Origin of the sequence: Eubacterium sp. CAG:161 (assembly GCF_000432355.1) — a bacterium.
GTDB classification, from domain to species: domain Bacteria; phylum Bacillota; class Clostridia; order Lachnospirales; family Lachnospiraceae; genus Eubacterium_G; species Eubacterium_G segne.
The window spans coordinates 223,446-240,654 of the sequence record NZ_HF991872.1; the positions used below are offsets into that span (position 1 = coordinate 223,446).

Annotated in this window: 15 protein-coding genes and 2 tRNA genes (1 of these 17 running past the window's edge); 2 read left to right on the forward strand and 15 right to left on the reverse strand. The window is 35.5% G+C overall.

Translation table 11 applies throughout. The annotated features are described in order from the left end of the window. From Q5O30_RS08860 to Q5O30_RS08870, 3 genes are all read right to left on the reverse strand, one after another. Nucleotides 1–24, reverse strand: a tRNA-Met gene (locus Q5O30_RS08860); it reaches 74 nt to the left of the window's first position. Between the two features lie 31 nt (nucleotides 25–55). Further along, a tRNA-Val gene (locus Q5O30_RS08865) sits at nucleotides 56–128 on the reverse strand. Nucleotides 129–198: 70 nt separating this feature from the next. After that, nucleotides 199–2,334 carry a Tex family protein gene (locus tag Q5O30_RS08870; protein ID WP_021953396.1) on the reverse strand — a complete coding sequence of 712 codons (2,136 nt, stop codon included), beginning with the start codon at nucleotides 2,332–2,334 and terminating at the stop codon, nucleotides 199–201. 224 nt (nucleotides 2,335–2,558) lie between these two features. On the opposite strand from Q5O30_RS08870, the gene Q5O30_RS08875 reads away from it, so the two are divergent. Beyond that, nucleotides 2,559–3,287, forward strand: a complete 729-nt coding sequence (locus Q5O30_RS08875) for a phosphatase PAP2 family protein (RefSeq protein WP_021953397.1) — start codon at nucleotides 2,559–2,561, stop codon at nucleotides 3,285–3,287. 34 nt (nucleotides 3,288–3,321) lie between these two features. On the opposite strand, the gene Q5O30_RS08880 is transcribed toward Q5O30_RS08875, so the two are convergent. From Q5O30_RS08880 to Q5O30_RS08890, 3 genes are read right to left on the reverse strand one after another with little or no spacing between them, the layout of a single operon-like run. Beyond that, a complete protein-coding gene (locus Q5O30_RS08880) occupies nucleotides 3,322–4,335 on the reverse strand; it encodes a glycosyltransferase family 2 protein (protein WP_021953398.1) in 1,014 nt (337 codons plus the stop codon). An 11-nt stretch (nucleotides 4,336–4,346) separates the two neighbouring features. Further along, a complete protein-coding gene (locus Q5O30_RS08885; protein WP_021953399.1) occupies nucleotides 4,347–5,267 on the reverse strand; it encodes a CPBP family intramembrane glutamic endopeptidase in 921 nt (306 codons plus the stop codon). Nucleotides 5,268–5,294: 27 nt separating this feature from the next. Continuing rightward, nucleotides 5,295–5,945 carry an HAD-IA family hydrolase gene (locus Q5O30_RS08890; RefSeq protein ID WP_021953400.1) on the reverse strand — a complete coding sequence of 217 codons (651 nt, stop codon included), beginning with the start codon at nucleotides 5,943–5,945 and terminating at the stop codon, nucleotides 5,295–5,297. Nucleotides 5,946–6,092: 147 nt separating this feature from the next. Between Q5O30_RS08890 and Q5O30_RS08895 the strand changes: the two genes are divergently transcribed. Beyond that, nucleotides 6,093–6,473, forward strand: coding sequence for a hypothetical protein (locus Q5O30_RS08895; protein WP_021953401.1), 381 nt, complete (start codon nucleotides 6,093–6,095; stop codon nucleotides 6,471–6,473). Between the two features lie 79 nt (nucleotides 6,474–6,552). Here Q5O30_RS08895 and argS read toward each other — a convergent pair whose 3' ends face one another. From argS to Q5O30_RS08940, 9 genes are all read right to left on the reverse strand, one after another. Further along, complete coding sequence (argS, locus tag Q5O30_RS08900; RefSeq protein ID WP_021953402.1) at nucleotides 6,553–8,316, reverse strand: arginine--tRNA ligase; 1,764 nt, start codon at nucleotides 8,314–8,316, stop codon at nucleotides 6,553–6,555. A 75-nt stretch (nucleotides 8,317–8,391) separates the two neighbouring features. Next, nucleotides 8,392–9,618, reverse strand: coding sequence for a UTP--glucose-1-phosphate uridylyltransferase (locus Q5O30_RS08905; RefSeq protein WP_021953403.1), 1,227 nt, complete (start codon nucleotides 9,616–9,618; stop codon nucleotides 8,392–8,394). A gap of 186 nt (nucleotides 9,619–9,804) precedes the next feature. Next, on the reverse strand, nucleotides 9,805–13,002 hold the full coding sequence (carB, locus tag Q5O30_RS08910) for a carbamoyl-phosphate synthase large subunit (RefSeq protein ID WP_021953404.1): 3,198 nt from the start codon (nucleotides 13,000–13,002) through the stop codon (nucleotides 9,805–9,807). Then, a complete protein-coding gene (locus Q5O30_RS08915; protein WP_021953405.1) occupies nucleotides 12,995–14,074 on the reverse strand; it encodes a carbamoyl phosphate synthase small subunit in 1,080 nt (359 codons plus the stop codon). Before Q5O30_RS08915 ends, carB begins: the two co-directional genes overlap by 8 nt. Before the next feature lie 114 nt (nucleotides 14,075–14,188). Beyond that, on the reverse strand, nucleotides 14,189–14,536 hold the full coding sequence (locus Q5O30_RS08920) for a helix-turn-helix domain-containing protein (protein WP_021953406.1): 348 nt from the start codon (nucleotides 14,534–14,536) through the stop codon (nucleotides 14,189–14,191). A 32-nt stretch (nucleotides 14,537–14,568) separates the two neighbouring features. Next, nucleotides 14,569–15,261, reverse strand: coding sequence for a hypothetical protein (locus Q5O30_RS08925; RefSeq protein ID WP_021953407.1), 693 nt, complete (start codon nucleotides 15,259–15,261; stop codon nucleotides 14,569–14,571). Nucleotides 15,262–15,479: 218 nt separating this feature from the next. Next, the gene (locus Q5O30_RS08930) at nucleotides 15,480–15,938 is read right to left on the reverse strand and encodes a SpoVA/SpoVAEb family sporulation membrane protein (protein WP_021953408.1); all 459 of its coding nucleotides are present in this window, start codon (nucleotides 15,936–15,938) and stop codon (nucleotides 15,480–15,482) included. 28 nt (nucleotides 15,939–15,966) lie between these two features. Next, the gene (locus tag Q5O30_RS08935; protein ID WP_021953409.1) at nucleotides 15,967–16,407 is read right to left on the reverse strand and encodes a stage V sporulation protein AB; all 441 of its coding nucleotides are present in this window, start codon (nucleotides 16,405–16,407) and stop codon (nucleotides 15,967–15,969) included. Beyond that, entirely contained in the window at nucleotides 16,404–17,030 is a 627-nt protein-coding gene (locus tag Q5O30_RS08940; protein WP_021953410.1) for a stage V sporulation protein AA, read from the reverse strand. The genes Q5O30_RS08935 and Q5O30_RS08940 overlap by 4 nt, the downstream gene beginning before the upstream one ends. Nucleotides 17,031–17,209 lie beyond the last annotated feature (179 nt).

Sequence of the window (17,209 nt, forward strand, 5' to 3'; positions counted from 1 at the left end):
TCTAGCCAACTGAGCTATCTCGCCAAATATTAAATTCGCATCTTTTGAAAATGAATGGGACCTACAGGGCTCGAACCTGTGACCCCCTGCTTGTAAGGCAGATGCTCTCCCAGCTGAGCTAAGATCCCATACAGAATTCAAACTGCCTTATTAATATATACGTTTATCCAATTATTGTCAAGCACTTTTTTTATTTTTTTAAAATTTCATTGACAATTGTATTCTCTTCCTCTCTTTATCAACACTTAATACCCTTACATTTACCACATCACCGACAGACACTACATCCAATGGATGTTTTATATATTTATCACTCATTTCTGATATATGAACAAGTCCGTCCTGATGAACTCCTATATCTACAAAGGCACCAAAATCAATAACGTTTCTCACTGTTCCCTTTAATTCCATACCTTCCTTTAAATCATCAAAGTCTAATACATCGCTTTTTAGTATCGGCTTTGGCATTTCATCTCTTGGATCCCTTGCAGGGCGTTCCATTTCCAATATCATATCCTTAAGAGTGATTTTATCTGTTCCTATTTCTTCAGCCACACTATTATAATCCTTAACATCCTTTGAGATTTTCACCTGTCCGGATATAATATCTGATGTAGTATATCCGTATTTCTTAAGAAGCTTCTTTGCGGCAGCATAGCTTTCAGGATGAACACTTGTGTAATCTAAAGGTTCTATGCCGTCTCTTATTCTCATAAATCCCGCACACTGTTCAAATGCCTTTGGCCCTAATTTTGAAACCTTAAGCAATTCCTTTCTGCTGTTAAACTGTCCGTTTTCTTCTCTATATTCCACAATATTTTTTGCCAGAGTTTTGTTTATTCCTGAAATATATTCCAAAAGGGGAGCTGATGCAGTATTTAAATCAACACCAACACTGTTGACACAATCCTCTACTACGTTTCCAAGGGTTTCTTCTAACTTTTTCTGGTTCATGTCATGCTGATACTGCCCTACACCTATAGCCTTTGGCTCAATTTTAACCAGCTCAGCCAAAGGATCCTGCAATCTTCTTGCCATAGATGTGGCACTTCTTTGACCTACATCAAAATTTGGAAATTCTTCTGTTGCCAGTTTACTGGCAGAATATACGGAGGCTCCCGCCTCATTTACAATAACATATTCTACCTTTGTAGGACATTCCTTAATAATATCCACAATAATTGCCTCTGATTCCCTTGATGCTGTTCCATTTCCAAGGGATATAAGACTAACATTATATTTTTTTATTATATCAAGAACAGCTTTCTTTGATTCTTCCACCTTATTTTGCGGTGCTGTAGGGAAAATAACTGTAGTGTATAATACCTTTCCTGTAGTATCAACCACTGCCAGCTTACAACCGGTTCTAAATGCCGGGTCCCATCCTAAAACATTTTTTCCAATAATAGGCGGCTGCATAAGCAATTGCTTTAAGTTCTCACCAAATACATCAATTGCCCCATCTTCTGCTTTTTCCGTCAGGCTGTTTCTTACTTCACGCTCAATTGCCGGCTTTATAAGACGCTTGTAACCATCTTCCACTGCGTCCTTTATAACCTGTGTAAAATCAGACTGTTTTGTTATAACCGCCTTATTTAATGCCTTTATTATATTTTCATCAGGCATTTCAACCTTAACATTTAATACCTTTTCCTTTTCTCCGCGGTTAATTGCCAGTATTCTATGTCCTGGTATTTTATTTACTCCCTCAACATAATCGTAATAATTTTCATATGGTGTTTTTTCTTCTAGATTTTTAGCAACAGACACTATTTCCCCATGTTTCATTACTGTATTTCTAATGGCATCCCTAAACTCTGCATTATCTGAAACTGATTCTGCAATAATATCCTTTGCTCCCTGAATTGCATCATCAACGGTTTCCACGCCTTTTTCTTTATTTACAAAAGCCTGTGCCTCTTCCTGGGGAGTTTTACTGCTTATCTGTGCCATAAAAATCATTGCCAAAGGTTCTAATCCCTTAGCTTTAGCTTCCGTGGCTCTTGTTTTTCGTTTTGGTCTGTAGGGTCTGTATATGTCATCCACTTCAACTATTGTCATAGCCTTTTCTATTTTTTTCAAAAGTTCAGGAGTCATTTTTCCCTGTTCCTCAATGGAAGCAATAACTGTGTTTTTCTTTTCCTCTAAATTTCTAAGATATTTCAATCTTTCATCTAAATCTCTTAGCTGTTCGTCATTTAATTCTCCCGTAACCGGTTTTCTGTATCTTGCAATAAAGGGAATTGTATTTCCTTCATCTATTAATTTCACTGCTGCCTCAACCTGCCATAATTTTACCTTTAATTCTTCTGCAATAATCCCGTTTATGTTCATCTTTAACATTTCCTTCCATTTTGGTCATATAATATATTGTGTATAACTTTGTATTTTAACTAAATACCTCTTTATTTTTCATTTTTACAATGTTATACTTTCCGTTGTATGTACTTTTTTACACACATACTTATTTTAACAGATAATTTTATTTTGTGTAAAAAAAATAGAGAGTTGGCACTGATTTATACTCTGAATTACAAATAAAAAACAGAAGGTTTCTTATGATTAAATTAAAGAAAGAACTTCGTAAATATAAGCACATATGGCCGGTTATGTACGTGTTCATCTATATGCCCTGGTTTATTATGTTAGAAAAGAATATATCGGCAGATTACCCGGGACTACATATTTTACATTGTCCCCTAGATGACATGATTCCTTTTTGTGAATGGTTCGTTATACCGTATTTGTTATGGTTTTTATATGTTCCGGCAGTTTTCGTTTTTCTGTTTTATCATTCCAAAAACGAATTTTACAGAATTTGTGCATATGAATTTACGGGAATGACAATTGCACTTTTGGTATGTACCCTTTATCCCAACGGTCTTGAACTTAGACTTGATAATGTGTCTAGAAGCAATATATTAATTGATTTGGTACATTTTTTATATGATAAGGATACACCAACCAATGTATGTCCAAGCATACATGTTTTTGCCACAATAGCAACTCATATATGTCTGGTTAAAAGCCCTCATATGAAGGAGCTGATACCGCGACAGACAATTAAACATCTGTCCCTTATACTATCTGTACTGATATGCTTATCTACCATGTTTTTAAAACAGCATTCGGTAATTGATGTTATATGCGGTATTCTTTTAGCAACGGTATTGTATTTTGTGGTATTTAAATGGTGGTTTAGAAATGTAGATTTTCCTACTCCTGTGGTTAAAGACCCACATCAGCATCAGGTTTTATATTTTCTTAATAAAAGAAGAAAAAAATAAGGGAAGGCACGTTTTTTGTGCTTTCCCTTATTTTTTAGTTAAATCCTACAAACTTGTTTGCAATCTTATATCCTATAACTGAAATCTGTCGTCCTGCCTTTCCCGGTAAGTTCATTGTTCTTCCTAATATCGATTTCCTTACCTTTTCATAAAGTCCAGGGTTGCTTTCCTTAACATCCTTCCACAATTTTTCCTTATCATCAAGTCTTTGCTTTGAACCTTCCCTGATAGATAATATGGAAGATACACACATCATCATATCAAAGTAATGAACCATTGCCTTATCAATGTTTTCATGGTCAATTTTTGAATTATTGTAAATTTCAAGCATTAATCTGGTAACACGATACTGCTGATCTAATCTCTTTATCATAATTGATTCCTGAACAGACTGATCATCTCTTCCTATAAAGTATTTGTAAAGACATACATCTAAATAATAAATATTCTTTACATATGGCAGTGGCTGGAATACATAAATATTATCAACATAAAATGTATGCTTCGGAAGGACCATTCCACATTCCCTTAATATTTTTGTACGGTAAATTACTGAATGCATTAAAAGATACTGTGTCATGCCGAATTTTAATTCATCCCATCCAAACATTCTGTTAACAGGCATTGCACTTTTGTATTTCATGATTTTCTTGTGCTTTGTTCCCTGCTTGTCATACATAAAGTTAGATACTAACATATCAAGACCTGCATCCTTTGATACCATATCTTCTAATAAATCCAGCACCTTCTCTAATGCTTTTTTTCCTAAGCAGTCATCACTGTCTAACACCTTAAAATATAATCCCGTGGCATTTTTAATACCTGTATTTACTGCTTCTCCATGTCCACCGTTTTCCTGATGAACAACCTTTATAATGTCAGGGAATTTTTTCTGGTATTTGTTGGCAATCTCCAGTGTATTATCACTTGAGCCGTCATCTACCACGATAATCTCAACTCTGTCGCCTCCTGTTAAGGCACTTCTTATGCTTTTTTCCATATATTCACTGGAATTATAGCATGGTATAGTAACTGTTAATAACTTCATTATTCTTCTCCTTAAATCTCATTTTCTTTTTTGGCATTTATTGCCACCGGGTTTACCTTATTCCATATAATAACTCCAAACACAGCTGCTAAAACTCCCGTTATAAATATGAAAATTATAAGGGATGAAACATATGATAATGTATCAATGTTTAAGCTATCTACTGTAGGTGTATCTGATGATGTCATGGTCATTATAAGGACTGACAAAATATTTGCTGACATATGCAACATTATTGGTGCCACAATGGATTTAAACTTCTCATACACAAACACTGCCACTATGCCAATAATAAATGCATAAGGAGCCTGAACCCAGTTGCCATGGAACACTCCGAATAATGCAGCTGAAAGTATTGCCGCTGCAATGGTTCCTGTCATTTTTTTCGTTCTTCTGTATACAAGACCTCTGAATATAAGTTCCTCTACAATAGGTGCAACGATTCCCGCTGTCAACAACTGTATCAGAAATCCGCCTCCCTCAATTATCTGCTGGGTATCTGTGTAGCTTTCTAACATAAACTTAGGCATTACAAGCTGAAGTAATGCTACAAAATAGTTAGCCCACAACATATTAAATGCTCCAAAAGGAATTATAAGTAAATATTTCAAAATATTATTTAACTTATATTTTACAAAGGTACCATTTCTTCTGTCCTTATTATTGTCACGAATATAAATAAATATAAGTATCGGTGCTGTTGCAAGTCCTGCTAACAATGTCATTGACAAAGCCTGACTCATGGTTGCATTCATAATAAAGTCATATAATTGTGCCTGATCAGTAGCTCCATACCTGGAAATACCCAGCACTGCCACCGCAATCATAAATATAAATTCAACTGCAAAGGTTACACCTAAATACAGTAACATAGGATAAATAAGCCCCCATATACGACCTATAGTTACCCTTTCTCTCTTTTTACTATCCATCTGTTCTCCTCTCTATACCTGTGTAATTTAATTAAGCAGAAAGTCTGCTATTTCTTTCGTGGAATCTAAAACCTTAAGTGCTCCTAACTCAAGCATTTCTTTTTTGTTGCCATATCCGTAAGAAACACCTAAAGAATCAATTTTCATTAAATTAGCACCGATTATATCAAATTTAGTATCACCAATCATTATATATTTAGACCTGTCTTTATTTTCTATTTTTTTAAATAAAGCCTCTAACACTGACTGTTTACTTTGTCTCGGTCCTATAAGGTCTGCTCCCATAATTTTATCGAAATAATCATAAATTCCTAAATATCTCAAAACTTCTTCCGCCATAGCCTGTGGCTTAGATGTGGCAATGGCCAGATACTTTCCTGCATCCTTTAATCTTTTAAGCATAATGTCTCCATCCTTGTATAACGAAGTTTCATATATGCCTATAGGTTTATATCTTTCTCTGTAATATTCCACTGCTTTAGCAGCATCCTCATCTGAAAAATTATAAGCATTTTTAAACTCTTCCTTAAGAGGTGGTCCTACAAAATGCTTCAAATCATCAGGTTCCTTATTTATGCCAAACTTAGACAATGCATACTGGGCCGATTTAGTAATTCCTTCTCCTGAATCACTAAGAGTTCCGTCTAAATCAAAAATAATCACATCATAGGTTTTCATAATAAATCCATCCTGTTAATTTAATCACGTAACAATCATTATATCTCAAATGACACTTGTTTTACAACCATTTTTGTTTTATACTAGTAAAAGGTATGGGGCACTATAGGTGTCAGTAATAATAAATATTATGAGAGGTACATAGGAATGAGTCAGGCAAAAGTTGATCGATACAAACAGGAAAAGTACAATCGTAAGAATAACAAAAAGAAAGGCAGTGCAAAGAAAATATTATCTTATGCCATTGTTACTCTTGTAGGTGTTGCTTTTGTTGTATATATCGGCTATTCAATAGCAGTTGCCACAGGTATGTATACACCACCTGTTGCTACAACTCACGTTGAGCTTAGCCAGTCTGAATTAGAAAGCCTTAGAAGCAAATTAATACAGAACGGCGACAAGAATGTCAAAGGTGATACTTCCGTTGATACAACTACTGCATCATCAGAAACTACATCTGAGAAAGCTACTGCTGAAGAATCTACAACTGTAGAAGAAACTACTGCTGAAGAAACAACAGCACAGTAGTTTAAACTTATAAAAACATCCCAATGGATTTTGTGTTTTCACTAATTTCCATTGGGATATTTTTATTACAAATTAATATTTACATTCTATCCGGTGCCTTAAATCCAAGTAAATCTATACATGTTTCAAGAACTTCCTTTGTAAGGGTAATAAGAGCAATATAAGATGCCTTCTTATCACCATCTTCTTCTGCTAAAATCTTTGTTCCATGATAAAATCTGTTAAATGCGTTAGATAAATCATAAACATATGAACAAATCTTATGAGGCGCCAATTCCTTAGCTGCATTTTCAATAACTTCGTTTGCCTTTGCTATTTCAAGCATTAACTGAATCTGTTCCGGATTGTCATAAGCCTTAATTGTTAAATCACTTATATTTCCATTTTCAGCCTTATACTTTTCAATAATAGACTTAATACGGACAATTGTATACAAAACATATGGTCCGGTATTTCCTTCAAAGGATGCAAAACGGTCTATATCAAAAATATAATCCTTAGATGCCTGGTTAGACAAATCACCATACTTAAGAGCGGCAAGTCCTACTATTCTTGCAGTTTCCTTTGCCTCTTCTTCACTAACTGAACGGTTTTCCATGATTTTGTTATAAACTGCATCATTAATCTGGGCTATGAGGTTTTCAAGACGCATTACGCCACCTTCTCTTGTTTTAAACGGCTTTCCGTCCTTTCCATTCATAGTACCAAATCCAATAAATACAAGCTCTGTTTCAGGCTTTACAATTCCTGCCTTCTTTGCAACGCGGAAGAACTGTGTATAGTGTAAATCCTGTCTCTTATCTGCTAAATAAACATATTTGTCAGGATGAAAATCCTGTTCCCTTTGAACTAAAGTTGCAATATCAGAAGTAGCATAAAGTGCTGCTCCGTCTGATTTTCTTACGATGCACGGTGGAAGTTCCTTGCTGTCTCCTTCCTCTGCTATATCTACAACCAAAGCTCCCTGACTTTCATATGCAAGACCTTTGTCAATTAAATCCTGAATTAGACCCGGAATATACGGCTGGGCATCACTTTCACCTTTCCATAAGTCAAATTCCACATCAAGATTATCATAATTCTTTTTTAAATCTGCCTTTGAAATTTCCATTATATGCTTCCAGATAGCTGTGTACGGTGCGTAACCTGTCTGGAGCTTTAAAGTAGCTTCATGAGCTTCTTCCTTAAAAGCTTCATCTTCCTTTGATTTTTTGCTGGCACAAGGATAAATTTCCTCCAGCTCTGTTATGTCAAAAGGTGCTTCTTTTGGATATTCCCCTGTATAATTTTCATCAAAATATACTAGATCCGGCTTTCTGCATTTAAGCTCTGTAATTATAAGCCCCATTTGAAGACCCCAGTCTCCTAAATGAACATCACCTATAACCTTATTTCCCATATATCTGGTTATTCTTTTTACACTTTCACCAATTACTGCTGAACGAAGATGTCCTATATGAAGAGGTTTTGCCACATTAGCTCCACCGTAGTCCACAACAATAGTCTGTTCCTTTTCATTTTCACAGCCTAATTTCTGTGCATTTTTCATTTCATTAAGGTACTGCGCAACAAATTCATTATTTAAGTTCATATTAATGAAACCGGGATTAACTGCTTCCACTAAAGAGAACATTTTGCTTTCCTTAATTTTTTCCACAACATCATTGGCTATCATAATAGGTGCCTTATGGTATAACTTAGCACCTGCCATGGCACCATTACACTGGTACTGACATAAGTCAGGTCTGTTTGATACAACAACTTTTCCTAACTTTTTGTCGTACTGACATTCTTCAAATGCCTTTTTAATTTCTTCCGTAATAAGTTCAAGTATTTTTTTCATGGTTATTAACTCCGTCTTCTAATTCTGGTAAACATATTAACATTTTTCACCGGGACAATAACTTTTCCGGTGAAATTATAATTCTACTCCATTTAATTTCAAAAGTTCTCTTGCAGAATCTACTGAATCCACTCCTGTCTTGTTCTTAATTGGTGCAAATTCTTTTTCTCTTACTACTTCATAGGCTAAACAGTTATCCATCATATGAACCATATCAAGAACCAATGTTTCAAATTTATATCCGTTTTCTGTTTCCGGCTTAATCTTTTCGCCTGCTTCATTTATATATGGAACCTTCTTCTTTACAACATGAACTACTAAATTGCTGTTAAGGTTCTTTTCCAAATCTTCCATGTTAAAGAGATAGTTTAAAATAACACCATACTTATATGCTAAATCTCCATCCTCTTTCTTCTGGTATCTCATTTCTTCTGTAAGTTCATAGTATTCTACAATAGATGGCTTTCCGTCTTCTAAGCATAAAACACCTACTTTTTCTTCCGGTGTAGCCTTTGATACAACCTTTGAAGCTGAGCGGTATCCACCGTCAATCATTGCACCTACAAAGCATGGATCAGCCATTCTCTGACATACATTGTCAACAGCAAATACGTTAATGTATTCAACACCTGCTTCTTTAGCCTTCTTTGCAAGTCCTGCATTTACAAATGAAATAAACCATCCGCCGTTGCCGTTTGGTGATGTAGACACTCTATCCTTATCCTCTAAGTAAATCTTTCCTTCAAAGGATGCTGCCGGTGCCATTTCCTGAACAAAGAAATCAACATAATTCTTGTTGTAACCAAAATAATTCTTTTCTTCAAAGAATTTAATTGTGTCATCATTGTTCTTCTCACTGGTCATAATGTAGAGAGGAACCCATGTGCCTGACTGGTTTACAACATCCATAAGGTTATTAATTAACATTTCAAAAATGTAAACATCCTTAGTAAGTCCTATATTGTACATTCCCTTTGGCTTGTCTGAACCAAGTCTTGTACCCATACCACCTGCTAAAAGAAGTGCTCCTACCTTTCCTTCTTTAATAGCTGAAATACCGATGTTAGTATATTTTTCTTTATTCTTTTCTATATCTTCAATGGTTACTGCTGAATCAAGGGGTGTAATAACACCCTTCTTTGCCTCTGAATTGTCTTTAATTAAATCAAGAAGACTAAAATCAATTCCTTCAATCTGCTTTAAAAGTGATGCCTTCCGGTCATCATTTAATTCATCATAGTACCTTAATAACTGTTCCTGTCCATATTTTTCAAGTAACTCTTTAGCCTTATTATAATCCATTATCTTCCTCCTGTTATCTGCTAAAATGCAAATTATATTGTGGTATAAACCCTTTTCAATTTACCACATATACTACTAGCATAAGTTATTTTCTATTATTATGCAAGTATAATGTTATTACCTGTATACAAAACCACAGTAAAAATGACTGCCGTGTGAGACAGTCATTCTTCTATGCCATTTTAATTACAATGTAGCTATATCTACTAATGTAAGATTTTCCTTTGCATCGCTTTCTAAGCTTGTAAGTAAAGCATCCACCGTATCTAAGCTTGTAAAACAGTTTACACCGGTTTCTATAGATGTTCTTCTAATAAGGAAACCGTCACGGCTCTTATCTCTTCCCTGAGTAGGTGTATCAATTACAATATCAATCTTATGTTCAAGAAGCAAATCCATTACTGTTGGTGCTTCCTGATGTATCTTATTAACCTTTATTGCATTTACTCCGTTTTCACGAAGAACCTCTGCTGTAGTTCTTGTAGCATATACTTCATATCCTAATTTTTCAAAACGCTGGGCAAGTGGAACAACTTCCTGCTTGTCTGCATCCTTAACTGAAATAATTATTTTCTTATGCTTTGGAAGTACAACACCTGCTCCAAGGAATGCCTTATACAGTGCCTCATTAAAGGTCTTTGCAATACCAAGGCATTCACCTGTTGACTTCATTTCAGGTCCAAGACTTGTTTCTGCTCCTCGTATTTTTTCAAATGAGAATACCGGCATCTTTATTGCATAATAATCTGCCTTAGGCTGTAATCCCGGCTTGTATCCTAATTCTTTTATCTTGTGACCGATAATACATTTTGTAGCAAGTTTTACAATTGGAATACCTGTTACTTTGCTAATGTACGGCACTGTTCTTGATGAACGAGGATTAACCTCAATTACATAAACCTTTCCGTCACATACAATAAACTGAATGTTTATCATTCCCTTTACATGAAGTGACATGGCAAGTTTTCTTGTATAGTCTTCAATTGTATCTATAATCTTTTGTGACAATGAATATGCAGGATATACTGAAATACTGTCACCTGAATGAACTCCGGCTCTTTCAATATGTTCCATTACACCTGGAATTAATATATCTTCTCCATCACAAATTGCATCAACTTCCACCTCAGTACCCTGAAGATACTTATCTACCAAAATAGGATGATCCTGAGCTATTCTGTTGATAATTTCCATAAATTCCTCAACTTCCTGGTCGCAGGTTGCTATTTGCATTCCCTGTCCTCCAAGAACATACGAAGGTCTTACAAGTACGGGATATCCCAGTCTGTTAGCTACATTCTTAGCTTCTTCCGCAGTAAATACAGTTCCCCCTGTAGGTCTTGGAATCTTGCACTGTTCAAGAATTTCGTCAAACAACTCTCTATCTTCAGCGGCATCAACATCCTCAGCCTTTGTACCAAGAATAGGAACCCCCATCTTCATAAGAGATTCTGTCAGCTTAATAGCTGTCTGTCCACCAAACTGAACTACCGCTCCATCCGGTTTTTCAATGTTTACAATGTTTTCAACATCTTCCGGCGTAAGTGGTTCAAAGTAAAGCTTATCAGCTATATCAAAGTCAGTTGAAACTGTTTCAGGGTTATTATTTACTATAATTGTTTCAAATCCTTCTTCTTTAAATGCCCATGTACAATGTACAGAACAGAAGTCAAATTCTATACCCTGACCGATACGGATAGGACCTGAACCTAAAACCAATACCTTCTTTGGCGGGTTTGTTTCAACTGATTCATTTTCCCCTCCATATACTGAATAATAGTATGGAGTTGCTGCCTTAAATTCAGCAGCACATGTATCAACTATCTTATATGCAGCCACAATATTGTTATCGTAACGCATGTTTTTAATTTCTTCTTCGCTTTTTCCTGTAAGTCTGCTAATTACAGTATCAGGGAATTCAATTCTCTTTGCTTCCTTTAACAGTTCCGGTGTAAGAGGCCCGTTCTTTAACGCATTTTCCATTTCCACAATAATGGCAAGTTTGTCTATAAACCACTTGTCTATCATGGTAACTTCATGAATGTGGTCGTAACTTACACCACGTCTTAATGCCTCTGCAATAACCCAGATACGTCTGTCATCAACTTTGTGAAGCATATCTTCTAATTCTGAATCACTTAATTTTGAGAAATCATAATCAAGAAGACATTCAACATGCTGCTCAAGTGAACGTATAGCCTTCATTAAAGCACCTTCAAAGTTGTTACAGATACTCATAACCTCACCGGTAGCCTTCATCTGGGTAGTAAGCTTTCTGCTGGCTGTAATAAACTTATCAAATGGAAGTCTTGGGATTTTTACTACACAGTAATCCAGTGTAGGCTCAAAACTTGCATATGTTTTCTGAGTAATTGCATTCTTAATTTCGTCAAGAGTGTAACCTAAAGCAATCTTTGCAGCAACCTTGGCAATAGGATAACCTGTAGCCTTTGATGCTAATGCTGATGAACGGCTAACTCTAGGGTTTACCTCAATTACGCAATACTCAAAGCTTTCAGGATGAAGTGCATACTGAACGTTACATCCACCTGTAATGTTTAATTCATTTATAATGTTAAGAGCTGATGTTCTAAGCATCTGATGCTCTTTATCTCCTAATGTCTGAGACGGTGCAACAACTATACTGTCACCTGTATGTACACCAACAGGGTCAATATTTTCCATGTTACATACTGTAATGCAGTTTCCTGCAGAGTCACGCATAACTTCGTACTCTACTTCCTTCCATCCTGCAATACATCTTTCTACTAAAACCTGACCTACACGGCTAAGTCTTAATCCGTTTTCAAGAATCTCAACTAATTCAAACTGATTGTGAGCGATACCACCGCCACTGCCACCAAGGGTATATGCCGGACGAAGAACTACCGGATATCCAATCTTGTTGGTAAATTCTATACCGTCTTCCACATTTTCAACAACTAAAGACGGAGCACATGGCTCGCCGATTTTCTCCATTGTTTCCTTAAATTCAAGACGGTCTTCTGCTTTCTTAATAGTCTGTGATGTTGTACCTATAAGTCTGCAGTTATGTTCCTCTAAAAATCCCGTTTCAGCAATTTCCATGGCAAGGTTAAGTCCTGCCTGTCCACCAAGGGTTGGAAGAATACTGTCAGGTTTTTCTTTTTCTATAACTTTCTTAAGTACCGGCACTGTAAGAGGTTCAATATAGACCTCATCTGCAATATCCTTATCTGTCATAATTGTAGCAGGGTTTGAGTTAAGTAATACTACTTCAATGCCTTCTTCTTTTAAAGAACGGCATGCCTGTGTTCCGGCGTAATCAAATTCTGCTGCCTGACCTATAACAATAGGACCTGAGCCAATAACTAATACTTTCTTTATTCTGGTATCTCTAGGCATTTTTTCTCACCTCCATCATATTGATAAATTCATCAAAAAGTGTATCCGAATCCTGTGGTCCCGGACATGCTTCCGGATGGAACTGAACCGTAAAAATATTCTTATTAATATATCTTAAACCTTCTACTGTCTTATCATTTACATTTACAAAGGCAACCTTTGCCACATCCGGATTAATAGTATCTCCATCTACCATATATCCGTGATTCTGGGATGAAATATAAACTCTTCCTGAATCTATATCCTTAACAGGATGGTTTCCTCCTCTGTGTCCATATTTCATTTTCTTTGTATCTGCCCCTGTAGCTAAAGCCATCAGCTGATGACCTAAGCATATGGCAAATATTGGTATATCTGTATCATATAACTTTCTAATCTGTTCAATTTGATAAACGCATTCTTTTGGATCTCCCGGTCCGTTTGATAACATTATTCCGTCCGGATTAGCTGCAATAATTTCTTCTGCAGGTGTATCACATGGATAAATTGTAACATTGCATCCTCTCTTATTAAGGGACTTTGCAATATTATTTTTAGCTCCAATATCAAGTAAAGCTACGTTAAATCCATCACCCTTTAAAACTTTTTTCTCTGTACAGGATACTTTCTTAACAACTCCTGTAACTGTATATTCTTTTATCTTAGGTAATACCTCGTCTAAATTATAATTTTCATTAGTGGTAATCATACCGTTCATTGTACCCTTTTCACGAAGAATCTTTGTAAGGGCTCTTGTATCAATGCCGGCGATTCCCGGAATATCATGTTCCTCCAAAAAGTGCTGGATGGTATCATCACTTCTGAAGTTACTTGGCATACGGCTTAATTCATGTACTATGTAACCATCAGGCCATGGTTTAAGTGATTCCATATCTTCATGGCAAATACCGTAATTACCAATAAGCGGATATGTCATGCATACTGCCTGTCCTGCATAGCTGGGATCAGTAAGCACTTCTAAATATCCCCACATTGAGGTATTAAATACTATTTCTGAAATAATTTCTTTTGTAGATCCAATAGATGTTCCTTTAAAGACTGTACCGTCTTCTAAGATTAGAAAAGCGTTCATAAATGTATTTCCTTTCGTAAGTTTAATTTAAGATATATATTCTTTTGTAATGTGCATAACTTACCTATGCACAAATTGAAAATATTATAGCAGAAAAGCATTTTTTATACAATACTATTTTACTATATAAGTTTTCTTTTTTTGATTAACAAAATAATCTATTAACTCCTCATAGATTTCCCTGCCCTCCTCTTCGGACAGACTATCTACAAATTCGTCAATGTCTTCAATATGTTCTTCTTTACCAAATAATATGTAATCTGCAGAGACTCCAAACTTTTCGTTTAACGTTTTTAGCATATTTATGGTTATTGCCATAGTTCCTGACTCAATTTTTTTATAGGCAGAAAGAGAAACATCTAATTCATTTGCCATTGCAGTCTGAGTGTAGTCCATACCATTTCGTATTTCCCTAACCCTGTTTCCTGTTTCTAAATTTCTTTTTCTCTCTTCTGACAGCATAATTTATCCTTCCTGTATTTCCATGTCAAAAACTACTGTTTATCATCACATACCTTTTCTTCTAATTTCTTATAATCTGAAATCAGACTATGTAACTTTTTCTTTTCATCTTTGCCCAAATCAAACACAAACTTCCTGTTATCAAGGGTTATTTTTATATTTACGTTTTTACTTTTGACTATTTTTTCAAATTCGTCAATGTTCTCTGTGGAAAACGCCATTGCATTATATGTATTCCCATCATCAGCACTTTTCTTTTCATCCTTAAATATATTAAACTTAAGGCTTTCTTTGTCTGATAAAATGGTAAATTCCTTTGAAATTTTGTCATCTTTTATATCGGAAACATTATAAAATCCACCAAATATTATTCGTGGGTCTAAATAATACTCTCCATCTTCGCATGATACATAAAATCTGAAATACAGGCTAAATACCTCTTCTACACTTTCACCTCTGTACATGGGAAATTCAAATCTGTAAAATTCCTTTTCCTGCCTATTTCCCTCCAACGCACTGTCATTCCATATTTTTTCGATATCTTTTCGCTGCAATCCTATTTTACTGCTTTGTATGGTAGATGTTTCCTTAGTGTTTTGATTCTCATACTTTGTGTAATCTTTGCTGTTGTTTTCTTTTATTCTATACATTATTACCAGTGCCATAATCAAAATTAAAATGCATGTCATGACAATTGTAACTGCTGTTTTTTTCCTTTTATCCAAGGTACCCTCCCTGTATTGTAAAGCATATTTTTTAATTTAAGGCATACCGTTTTATGTGCCCGAACATAATTATTATATATCTTTTTTCATATGCTTTCAATAAAAAGGGAGGATACCTTCAGGCATTTTCGAGAAACTTTCCATTGCCTTATCATTCATTGCCAATTCAAATCCCAATCCCAAAGGTATTTCTTCTTCACTATTTTTTCCATACTCTTCTATAATATTCCTGCCGCCTGAAGTATCATGTATATGACTCCCACAATCCAGCTGGAAAATATTCCATACAAAATAACCGGCCCTGCAATGGTAAATATTTTTGCTCCAACACCAAATATCTGCCCTTCTGCCTTAAATTCAATTGCCGGTGCCACCACTCCATTGGCAAAACCTGTTATGGGAACCAGACATCCGGCTCCCCCTTTTTTGGCTATTTTCGGATAAATATTAAGACCTGTTAAAATAACACTTTCTAAAATAAGCACCAGTGTAGTCCAGGCTGCGGCATCCTCTTTGTTCATTCCAAAGTAAGTAAATATTGCCACCCATATCTGCCCCATAAGGCAAATAATTCCCCCTATCCAGAATGCATTAAACACATCGGTAAACAACTTATTGTCAGGAGTTATCCGCTCAACATATTCATTATATTTTTGTTTTCTTTCTTCGCTTTCCATTACTTTCCCCTTTATGCTTTCATTAATGCTATTTTTTAACCCATCCGTTAGTGAACTGAATTATTGCCGCCGTTACTTTTCCCACTGCCACAGCTAAGATAATATAACTAAGACCTATTCTCAGTTTCACTCTTCTGGCAAAAATTGCCGTGGCATTTAATGCCTCAGCTAAAGATATTGCAAGACATCCTACAAAGATTCCCTGAGACAGTCCTATTATGGGTTGTAGCACTGCCGATACCGTTACCGGCATATGAAGTTTTACGGAAAATACCCAGAATATATTCCACAATGTACCTCCTGCCACAACTGCTGTCTCATATTTAGTAACATGTTTTCCGGTATGGGTTTTCCCTGCCATTCTGGTTATAACACCGGTGGAGGCAATAAGGGCAAATACCGCTGCTGAAATTACACTGCCTCCTCCAAATGCTGTTAGTCCCAAAATTATATATTTCCACCACGTCATTTTACATCCAACTTTCCATCCTGTCTGTTATGCCCCTCAATTAAAGCCTGATTAACATCGGTTTCATATTTTCGCATTTCAACCTCAATAGGCGTTGGATCCTTTGACAACCTCTTTAGCCCAAAATGGTTATAAAATACAAGGATTCCTACCCCCAATCCCACAGAATAGCATAATTCCATTAATGATTTTCCGGTATTTTTGTCTCCCGCCACTAACTTGCAGATTTTTTCAAACATTCCTTCCACTGAAACGTCATTGTTAAATGACATTATGGAAAAACCTGCTCCGAAAAACAAAAGTACACATATTAAAATAACCTTAATAATTTCCAGATATTTTTTCCCTGCATATGCCTTTTTAAATTCAATAATGCAGTCTGTTTCACCAACACTTTGTACATCAACATTTTCAAAGGTTTCATCCACTATTTCAAAAATTTTCATTATAGAAACAATATATCTTTTTTTGCCATTGGAATGATCAGTTAAAAGCTTAATGGGCTTTAACCTGTTTACCACTGACATGTTCTTACATTCTAATTTTGCCACATCGCCAATAGTTACATCTTCGTGAGTTACTTCCACGCACTGATCTAACTTTATATATAATGTATCACTCATGCCCACCTCTAAATCATAACTGCCGTTTCAGTTTTTTCTGTTTCCTTCGCCTGAGAGCACAAATAAACACCAATTCCTGTAGCCATTATGATGGCAGCCATAATAATTATAACTTTAAAGATTTTCATACCTGTCAAATCCTTTCTATAATTGTTTATGACATACATTATATCCAATGA

Coding starts and splice junctions, on each gene's coding strand:
- Q5O30_RS08895 (WP_021953401.1), top strand. CDS start 6,093: ATGAGTCAGGCAAAAGTTGATCGATACAAACAGGAAAAGTACAATCGT.
- carB (WP_021953404.1), bottom strand. CDS start 13,002: ATGCCTAGAGATACCAGAATAAAGAAAGTATTAGTTATTGGCTCAGGT.
- Q5O30_RS08890 (WP_021953400.1), bottom strand. CDS start 5,945: ATGAAAACCTATGATGTGATTATTTTTGATTTAGACGGAACTCTTAGT.
- Q5O30_RS08920 (WP_021953406.1), bottom strand. CDS start 14,536: ATGCTGTCAGAAGAGAGAAAAAGAAATTTAGAAACAGGAAACAGGGTT.
- Q5O30_RS08940 (WP_021953410.1), bottom strand. CDS start 17,030: ATGAGTGATACATTATATATAAAGTTAGATCAGTGCGTGGAAGTAACT.
- Q5O30_RS08880 (WP_021953398.1), bottom strand. CDS start 4,335: ATGAAGTTATTAACAGTTACTATACCATGCTATAATTCCAGTGAATAT.
- argS (WP_021953402.1), bottom strand. CDS start 8,316: ATGAAAAAAATACTTGAACTTATTACGGAAGAAATTAAAAAGGCATTT.
- Q5O30_RS08915 (WP_021953405.1), bottom strand. CDS start 14,074: ATGAACGCTTTTCTAATCTTAGAAGACGGTACAGTCTTTAAAGGAACA.
- Q5O30_RS08885 (WP_021953399.1), bottom strand. CDS start 5,267: ATGGATAGTAAAAAGAGAGAAAGGGTAACTATAGGTCGTATATGGGGG.
- Q5O30_RS08930 (WP_021953408.1), bottom strand. CDS start 15,938: ATGGAAAGCGAAGAAAGAAAACAAAAATATAATGAATATGTTGAGCGG.
- Q5O30_RS08875 (WP_021953397.1), top strand. CDS start 2,559: ATGATTAAATTAAAGAAAGAACTTCGTAAATATAAGCACATATGGCCG.
- Q5O30_RS08870 (WP_021953396.1), bottom strand. CDS start 2,334: ATGAACATAAACGGGATTATTGCAGAAGAATTAAAGGTAAAATTATGG.
- Q5O30_RS08905 (WP_021953403.1), bottom strand. CDS start 9,618: ATGGATTATAATAAGGCTAAAGAGTTACTTGAAAAATATGGACAGGAA.
- Q5O30_RS08935 (WP_021953409.1), bottom strand. CDS start 16,407: ATGACGTGGTGGAAATATATAATTTTGGGACTAACAGCATTTGGAGGA.